General features: G+C 41.4%; 10 protein-coding genes and 1 pseudogene. 3 read left to right on the top strand and 8 right to left on the bottom strand.

The genetic code is table 11. The features are described from left to right. Positions 1-370: 370 nt before the first annotated feature. Together ACWYVB_RS23800 and ACWYVB_RS23795 are read right to left on the bottom strand one after the other, a co-directional pair. Positions 371-739, bottom strand: a complete 369-nt coding sequence (locus tag ACWYVB_RS23800) for a VOC family protein (protein WP_457530415.1) — start codon at positions 737-739, stop codon at positions 371-373. 174 nt (positions 740-913) lie between these two features. Continuing rightward, positions 914-1,315, bottom strand: coding sequence for a hypothetical protein (locus tag ACWYVB_RS23795; protein ID WP_329605888.1), 402 nt, complete (start codon positions 1,313-1,315; stop codon positions 914-916). A gap of 137 nt (positions 1,316-1,452) precedes the next feature. On the opposite strand from ACWYVB_RS23795, the pseudogene ACWYVB_RS23790 reads away from it, so the two are divergent. Then, positions 1,453-1,737: pseudogene (locus ACWYVB_RS23790) on the top strand (PAAR domain-containing protein); the annotation flags it as partial. Between the two features lie 874 nt (positions 1,738-2,611). Continuing rightward, the gene (locus ACWYVB_RS23785; protein WP_025441719.1) at positions 2,612-3,121 is read left to right on the top strand and encodes a nucleoside/nucleotide kinase family protein; all 510 of its coding nucleotides are present in this window, start codon (positions 2,612-2,614) and stop codon (positions 3,119-3,121) included. A 147-nt stretch (positions 3,122-3,268) separates the two neighbouring features. Here ACWYVB_RS23785 and ACWYVB_RS23780 read toward each other — a convergent pair whose 3' ends face one another. The 3 genes from ACWYVB_RS23780 to ACWYVB_RS23770 form a co-directional block, all read right to left on the bottom strand. Further along, positions 3,269-3,634, bottom strand: a complete 366-nt coding sequence (locus ACWYVB_RS23780) for a DUF6404 family protein (RefSeq protein ID WP_182020489.1) — start codon at positions 3,632-3,634, stop codon at positions 3,269-3,271. Between the two features lie 201 nt (positions 3,635-3,835). Next, the gene (locus ACWYVB_RS23775) at positions 3,836-4,117 is read right to left on the bottom strand and encodes a hypothetical protein (protein ID WP_268980017.1); all 282 of its coding nucleotides are present in this window, start codon (positions 4,115-4,117) and stop codon (positions 3,836-3,838) included. Positions 4,118-4,277: 160 nt separating this feature from the next. Continuing rightward, on the bottom strand, positions 4,278-4,703 hold the full coding sequence (locus tag ACWYVB_RS23770; protein ID WP_268980016.1) for a hypothetical protein: 426 nt from the start codon (positions 4,701-4,703) through the stop codon (positions 4,278-4,280). 271 nt (positions 4,704-4,974) lie between these two features. Here ACWYVB_RS23770 and ACWYVB_RS23765 point away from each other — a divergent pair, with 271 nt between their 5' ends. Continuing rightward, positions 4,975-5,754 carry a hypothetical protein gene (locus tag ACWYVB_RS23765; protein WP_457530412.1) on the top strand — a complete coding sequence of 260 codons (780 nt, stop codon included), beginning with the start codon at positions 4,975-4,977 and terminating at the stop codon, positions 5,752-5,754. A gap of 246 nt (positions 5,755-6,000) precedes the next feature. On the opposite strand, the gene ACWYVB_RS23760 is transcribed toward ACWYVB_RS23765, so the two are convergent. The 3 genes from ACWYVB_RS23760 to ACWYVB_RS23750 all read right to left on the bottom strand — a co-directional run bounded on the left by ACWYVB_RS23760 (position 6,001) and on the right by ACWYVB_RS23750 (position 7,820). Then, positions 6,001-6,555, bottom strand: a complete 555-nt coding sequence (locus tag ACWYVB_RS23760) for a hypothetical protein (protein WP_268980014.1) — start codon at positions 6,553-6,555, stop codon at positions 6,001-6,003. 155 nt (positions 6,556-6,710) lie between these two features. Next, entirely contained in the window at positions 6,711-7,136 is a 426-nt protein-coding gene (locus ACWYVB_RS23755) for a GFA family protein (RefSeq protein ID WP_456154917.1), read from the bottom strand. Between the two features lie 159 nt (positions 7,137-7,295). Next, positions 7,296-7,820 carry a GNAT family N-acetyltransferase gene (locus ACWYVB_RS23750; protein ID WP_268980013.1) on the bottom strand — a complete coding sequence of 175 codons (525 nt, stop codon included), beginning with the start codon at positions 7,818-7,820 and terminating at the stop codon, positions 7,296-7,298. Positions 7,821-7,983: the final 163 nt, after the last annotated feature.

The raw sequence follows: 7,983 nt of genomic DNA, 5'->3' as shown, positions 1-7,983 counted from the left end.
GCCATGAAATAGCATCCGATTGGAACTAATTCGTACATTTTACCTGCATATTGGTTATTCATGCCTAAGAAAGGTGGAACATACAAATACAGAGCTGAATAGCTGACAAAAAAGATAGTAACTAAAATTCTATTCCAACCTATCTCTTCGCCTTCCCGGTACAGCTTAAATAACAGGTAGATAGCACCCAATATGGCTAGTATCAAAAACATCCTGTTCAGAGATCCCTAAAGCATATAACGCCGCGTTAAGGGGCAGCAACGCGCTACCACCAAACCTAAATTTACCACCGCAAACACCGAGGCCAATATTTGAGACAAATTCGCCACGCGTTGACTGTCCCTCTTGAACGCCTTGTTAGGGCACTGCTTTAATCGTACACGCTTACTTCGATTAAATTTGAGTCTGGATCCAAGAAATACACAGATTCGGTAGCACCAACCGCTCCAGATTTTTGAACTGGGCCTTCGATTATTTCGACGTTTTCATTTGCCAAATGACGTACAACTTCATCTAGCGACCAACTCGATATTAGGCATAAATCCCCAGAACCGACTTGAGCTAAGTTTCTCGGCTCTTGCCCTAAACGTTGAAAGTTGATTTTTTGATTTCCAAATTTAACGGCTTTGCGACCATTAGCGAATGACACTTCTTCCATTTGCAGAACTCGTTTATAGAACTGCACTGACCGCTCAATATCTGAAACGGTAATAACGATATGGTCAATATGACTGATCAAAATGTACCTCCTTGTGGCCCTAACGCTGCATTAAGGGGTGAACAACGCTACCACCCAACCTAAACCATTGTGCCGTAAACACTTAAGCTAATTCAAACCAAAACTGCCAAGCGTTGTGAATCCCTCTTGAATGCTTTGTTAGTTGCCAAACCCAAAGCTTAGGTTTGGAGTTTATTACCGCTTTGCCAACGCTAGCTTTATGTACTTTGAAAAACTCAAATCAGGCGCAGTTTCAAAGCGTTTGTCACTGAAACCACTTGGAACACGCAACGCCGTAGAAAACGAACTGACAACACCAAAAAGACCTTTTGGAGAAACAATGCCACAAAGCTGACTTTCAACAAGTAAACCAGCATCTGAAATGGCAAACCAAACTAGGAAAAGATCGAAACTCAATTCCCACGAGCCAAGATCCCGAAGTTCGAAGTGCAAAATAGAGCAAAGCACACGAACGATTAGACCTAAACACTCTGTTTTAGCTGCGTTTTCCTCGTTGGCAACTAACGCCCAATTAAGGTGTGAGGCATGCAATACCGACGCTTCCGTATACCACCTTATTCCCAAAAACCGACGCATAGTAAAAATGCCATGTGTGCCGAATCACTCTTAAATTGTTTGTTAGGTGATGTGGCTCCAAATATTACACCAATCACAGAATATAGTTGTCCTACAAGGATTAAGATATGCAACCTAACCCACAAAAAGGAATTATTATGGGAAAACCTGCTGCAACATTAACATCAATGCATATCTGCCCCAAAGTCACCGCTAAAGTTCCGCATGTGGGTGGACCTGTAGTCGTTGGTTCACCCAATGTAAAAATTGGTGGCTTACCTGCAGCTCGAAAAGGGGACCGACTCATCTGTGTTGGTCCTCCTGATTCCATAAGCAAAGGTTCTGGCTCCGTATTTATTAACGGTAAACCAGCAGCAAGAATGGGAGACTCAACGAGCCACGGAGGCAAGATTGTCATTGGCAACCCCACAGTCTTAATTGGTGATAAATATCGCGCCGATAAACAACCACCACCCAAGACTTTCCATGAAGCAAAACAGCGTTTGGCAGAAACCAAACCTTATGTCGATGCAGCTCGTGAAGGTGGTGCGGCGTTACCGGGTTCTGCGTACTCTACTGCTGACAAAAGAGAGATTGTCCAGAAAGGACTAAATGAGCCCCTGCTATTTCGTATTATCGAGTCCAAATACAATGAGGATGATGGCTATATTGGCTACAAGCCCGAAGGCGTTACCAAGCTAAAATACTGGACAACCACATTTACTCAAGCTGAGCATGGCGATACTGACCCAGAAGCTATCTGCAATGCAGTAGGAATTGAATATAAACCAGACTGTGAATACACCATATTGCTCATCGACCACCAAAAAGCCAATGAAATCGGCGATATGCATAGCTTTATTCCCACCTACGAGAGAATGGGTGGATTTACGGAATCTGAATTGTCCTCTGAATTTGAAGATAGCCTCGATTTAATTGCACCATGTTTGGCACCTGAGTTCAGTCGATATTATGAGAAAGTAAAACTATCGGCTGAAGAGGAAGGCTCAGATATTAAAAAGCAAAAACAGTTTAACGAATATTGCCAAGAACTTGGCTTTACCCCTAGCCAGACCGACACCTTACGTACTCGCCATCAAATAGAACAAGGCTTAGGCGCGAATGAACACTTCCTTGGCAATGGTCTCACCAGAGACATTAATGTGTCATATGACACTACCCCGTTTGGTGATATTGATGACAACGTCGAATACGGCCCACCAGAAACCTTTACGTGGGACAAAAACCCACAAACACTGGGAACGTTAGAAAAAGCGGGAGCCATAAAGCGAATTAATATCGGGAAAGGAAAAACAAATGAAGCAATTTAAAGAAATAGATCCACTGACAGTCGCAGCACACCCAAATTTAGTTGCAACTTTACCTGACGCGACAGATGCTGGTAATACGTTCTATTTTTTATTGATTGATGATTACATCGTCCTTGCGGATGCTCAGTATTTTACCAACAAGCGAACCGGAAAAAGTAAATGGCTACACTACCAAATCGAATTTCCCAAGCACGGCTTGCGTTGGTTCCTAGACACACTAGAAGGTAAGTTTTTTAAAACTGCAGCGGAAGGCGGATTACCCAAAGGCAAATTCAACGATGAAGGTATTGTCGATGGTGAGCGGCTAAAACTTAGACGTGCTTTTAATGCCGATGGCGAAGGCGGCGGTGGATACGCATTTATTACTCTCGACAGAAAAGAACCCGAAAGCGTATGGTCGAAATCCTACACCTTCACAGACTCACTCTTATTCGAACACGGAATGATTGACACGATGAAGGAAATTGCAAAAAAAATCGACTTAGGGCAACTGTAACTCCCCTTACCTCCGAGCCTTAACTTGATGGTTCGGAGGCTGAGTTTTGCTTAGTCACCTAACGTCGCATTAAGGTGTGAGCAGCGCTTGGCTATACTTGAGCGAAGCGAAACTGCCAAGCGTTGCGAATCACTCTTAAATGCTTTGTTATGGCGCAGACTTATAGTTGGCACTACACCAATTTTCCCAACTCGTGTTACCCAATTTTTTATGCGCTTTAGTGATACGATATGATAATACGCCACCCATAATGCATCCGAAGCATATTGTAGAAACTAATTGAATGAGCCAATTACCTGGCTCTACACGCCAAAGAAACAGCCACATAAATAAGCCCCATATTAATCCGAAAACTATCCCTTGCTTAAAGAAAACTTGAACTGGAGATTGAAAAACTAGAGGTTTAGTCTCGGAGAAAATGAGCTTTGACCAAAGGTTAGCATTTAGTTTAGTCAAATCTTTGGGGACGCCTTTTTCGACTAAATGCTGTTGAATAAATGCAATATTTTTCATTATAAGTCCTTTTACGTTCGTAATATCCATTTTTTCAGTTATATAGAGAGCTCAAATTCCACCATGCGCCATAACGCCCGCTTAAGTGGTGAGCAACACTACCACAAAACTCAATTATTACACCGTAAACACTTAAGCCAATTCAAACCAAAACCGCCGAGCGTTGCGAATCCGTCTTAAAGCGCTTGTTAGGCAAATGAGTTAACCTCGGATTTCAAATGCCGCAAGCCCATAACTATGACGCTTGTTGTGAACGGTTGGATAAACTTCGTTACCTCTAATTTCCAGTACAGGTAAACCATAGCTATCTTTACTATTGTGTACCGTTGGATATATGTCCGCTCCCCTAACTTCATAAACCGGCAGACCATAACTATGATTTTTGTTGTGTATCGTAGGGTACAGTGAATTACCTCTTAGGTCATATGCTGGTAAACCATAACTCTCAATGCGATTATGTACAGTAGGATACAAATTGTTCATAACACTTCCTCAATAGATTCCCAAACGTCAATCAGTTTGCCTAACGCGCAGTTAAGGTGTGAGCAACGCTTTCACAAAACTTGACCATACCACCTTAAACACGAAACCTAACGATGGAATGAAAAATGCCAAGCGTTGGGAATCACTCTTAAATGCTCTGTTAGTTTTTGTACACTACGATGTCAGCATTTTCTAGTTGATATCTTTGTAACAACACCATTGCCTTTTCAGAAACTAAGAGTAGCCCATCATTTGTTACGCTAAAATCGTCTTTACCGATGGTTCCGGATACTTGGAGCCACGAAAAACGAGGTAAAGTACACTCTGGATACAGTTCTTCAAATACGTCAGAAGTAGATATTTCAGCCACTTCCAGATTGTATCCTGACAACTGCGATGAACTTAAGGCCGTGGCTAAACGTTCAGTGACTAAAAAGCATGGAAATGACGTCAATAAATCATCACCTAGCCACCCATCAAACTGAAAATGTAGCTTTTCTATTATCGGTGGATGCAAATCGAAATTTGCCAAAGTATTTTCACCCAAACTCCCAGGAACTTCTGGTTCGATCAAATATTGACTCACTTTATTCTCCCAAAGAAAGCTAACGCCGCGTTAAGTAGTGAGCAACGCAGACCGCCCTACCTAAACCATTGTGCCGCAAACACCAAATTCAAAGCAAACCGAAAATGCCGAGCGTTGCGAATCTGTCTTAAACGCTTTGTTAGTTGTTTGTGCAGCAAAGACACCTAAGTATTTGTAACGTATACATTGAGGAAACAACTTGACGTTTCAACATTGCAATTACTAATCCACTATGAATAATAGCGCCACATCATCACATAGGACTCTAAAGATGGGATTATTCAAGTCACTTACGGGGCGTAGTTGCAACTACCCTGCGAGCCGAAACCTAGACTTTACCGATTACAAAACGGGCGTATCATGCCAATACTACTGTAAGAGCACCGATACATGCTTAGCAAAATATGCCAAAAGCACTCCTCAAAGTGCCATTTACAGCATTGTAGAGCAACCCTCTGCTTATCAATATACGATAAAGCTACATCCTGAAGCATTAATAGATATGCTTAACAGGACGTACCGAAATTTGTGTCCAAAGCTACAATCCTTAGGGGTCGAAGATGCACTTTCAAGGCGACGAGATGGAATTGTTAATGAAATAAATCAGATGGATAGCTACATTATTTCAACAGCTAAGTGGTTGCGCGAAGCGCTTGAAGAAATTGACTATAAACTTCAGGACAAACGCCAAAAGATGCTTGAGGAAGCAAGGGACGAAGCCGAATTTTATGAGGAAGAACCACCAATTTCTATCGACGAATCAAATGGATCCGACTTTTATTATTATAAATCAGACTTGTACTTTGAAACTACCGACCAGTGGCGAGAATACTCAGAGAACACAAAAAAACCCATAGCTCGGATGATAGAGTCTTACTTTTACTGGTTGTTAGAACCCATAATTATGAACGAAATGGATGACAGCCCGAAGGAACTCTTTACGGACATGCATTCATATTACTTCAATATAATATCCAACATTACCGAATTCTCTGGCGCAGGTTCACTTCATAGTATTCTACAAAAGAGCAAGCCTCGAAATAGATATTAAATAAGCGCTCGGAGATAAACACAAGGACGTGTGTTTCAACTGCAAAATCCTGCTCATATTATAGAAGACTGGAGAAAAGTAGAATTATGAGTAAGTTAAACAACTGACCATCAAAATTTGTCATACAACTAACGCCCAATTAAGGTGTGAAGCACGCGACCACGACACTTAATTTGACCACCGTAATCACTGAACTCGACCCAAACCAAAAATGCTAAGCGTGCTGAATCACTCTTAAATTGTTTGTTATGTGTTTTTTATCCCACTGATTTCACCCATAAACTTTAGCAATTCGTTGTAGAGTTTTTTATGCTCAGGCAGCATTGTTTCATAAGCATCCAAATGTTCTAGGCCTTCAAAATTAACTTGGCGAGTAATTTCTTTATCCTGCTCATTATGCTGTTGAATAGCATCAATGAGGTTTGAATCCATTAGTGGGTGATATACTGATAGCGCATAATCGATTTTGTCATTGATATTTTTAAACACATACGGCTTAACCTTGATCTGTTCATCACCATCAAGTTGACAATGTATATTGTGAATCTCATCTTCAGTAGCCTTAATCACATCAGATAGAGCGTGTGCTAACTCAAGTAAAACTGTCTTATTCGTATCCCAAATTCTATCTTTTCTAAGTTTCTTTTGAGAGTCAAAGTGGATTACTGTTGCAACAATAGTTGCCATGGCAATAACAATATTTACTGAAAGCGAATGATTAAAGTCCCAATTTAAGTCTAAGGCTACATACCAAATCGTAGCTGTAAATCCAAATAGAATACCAAGTACTACATTAATCAAGGTTTACTCCTAATTTGATGAAACACATAACGCCCAGTTAAGGGGTGAAGCACGCAGTTAACAAGCCTCTGCATTGCACTTCAACACCAAAATCAAACGCATGCCAAAAATGCCACGCGTGCTGAATCCCACTTGAACTGTTTGTTATGCGTGCGTTACCTGCATATTTTTAACCAATCTTTCTCAGTTGGCATCGTATCAAATTTCGGTATACCGTCATTTATAAAACCCACGTCCCAACTAGCGTGAGAGCCAACATAAACATGAGCAGAAACTTTTGTATCCACGGGCTCGGATAGCAGACCAGCTGGCACCCAATATGAATCACCGCTTGAGCTGATATTCGGTACTGGGCTACCGCATTGACAGCAAAATTCAGATTTAAAACCTGAGCTCGTAGAAAATGACCTAATTTGATGGTCGCCGGAACGCCACTTAAAATTTGATGCTTCAATTATCAACGCTGAATTTGATGAAGAACCTGATACCTTGCGACACAGAGAACAATGGCATTGATAGATGGGTGGTAATTCGCCTAACAACTCAAACGAAACCTCTCCACACAAACAGTTTCCTTTCAAATTTAATTCTTCCTTGTTAATTAGTACGCATAACGCCTTGTTAAGGGGTGAGCAACGCAATGCCGATGCCGCCGCATACCGCCTTAAACACTAAAACCAACGCATAGTAAAAATGCCACGCGTTGCGAATCCCTCTTGAACAATTTGTTAGGCGAATTTTCAAAGACTTATGCGCATACCTGCACAATTGAAAAGACCGTCACCTAAAGTTGGAAAACGCGCATAGTTTTTTAGCGTTCCATGATTTGAAAAACCTGACTTTTCTAAAACCCTTACACTTGCTATATGCCCAACAAATGGATTTGTTCTTACTTCCTTGATACCCAAGCTGTTTAAATATTCCAAGCCAGTACGACACAATTGCGTCGCAATTCCACGATTACTAAATTTGTCTGATATACCAAAATGGATCTCAGCATGCTGTTCATTGAACACAAACACAACCACCCCAATAACAAAGTCATTTTGGCTTTCTGCGACACCATAAACCAGCACTTTGGGACTGCTTTCCAAATAGGATTTTCTCCATTGCTGAATTTTTGAGAGCGTGGTTCCCACCGTATCATGAGGCAATGTCGAAATGTACTTTGCAGAAGAAATTGAGCCAGAGTACAAACTAAACAATGAGTCTGCATCAGTTTCTCGAAGCTCCCTAATTCTAAAAACGTCATTCTCGTAGTTCATTATGCCTCCATTCGCCTAACGCCTTGTTAAGGTGTGAGGCACGCAATACCTAAGCTTCCGCATACCACCTTAACCACTGAAATCAACGCATAGTAAAAATGCCACGCGTGCCGAATCACTCTTGAACAATTTGTTATGCGCGTTCTCCACGATTGAACGCAAC

Source organism: Vibrio sp. JZG10 (genome assembly GCF_054064075.1).
The sequence above is the reverse complement of the archived record's forward strand: the minus strand, read 5'-3'. Positions and strand labels throughout refer to the sequence as shown.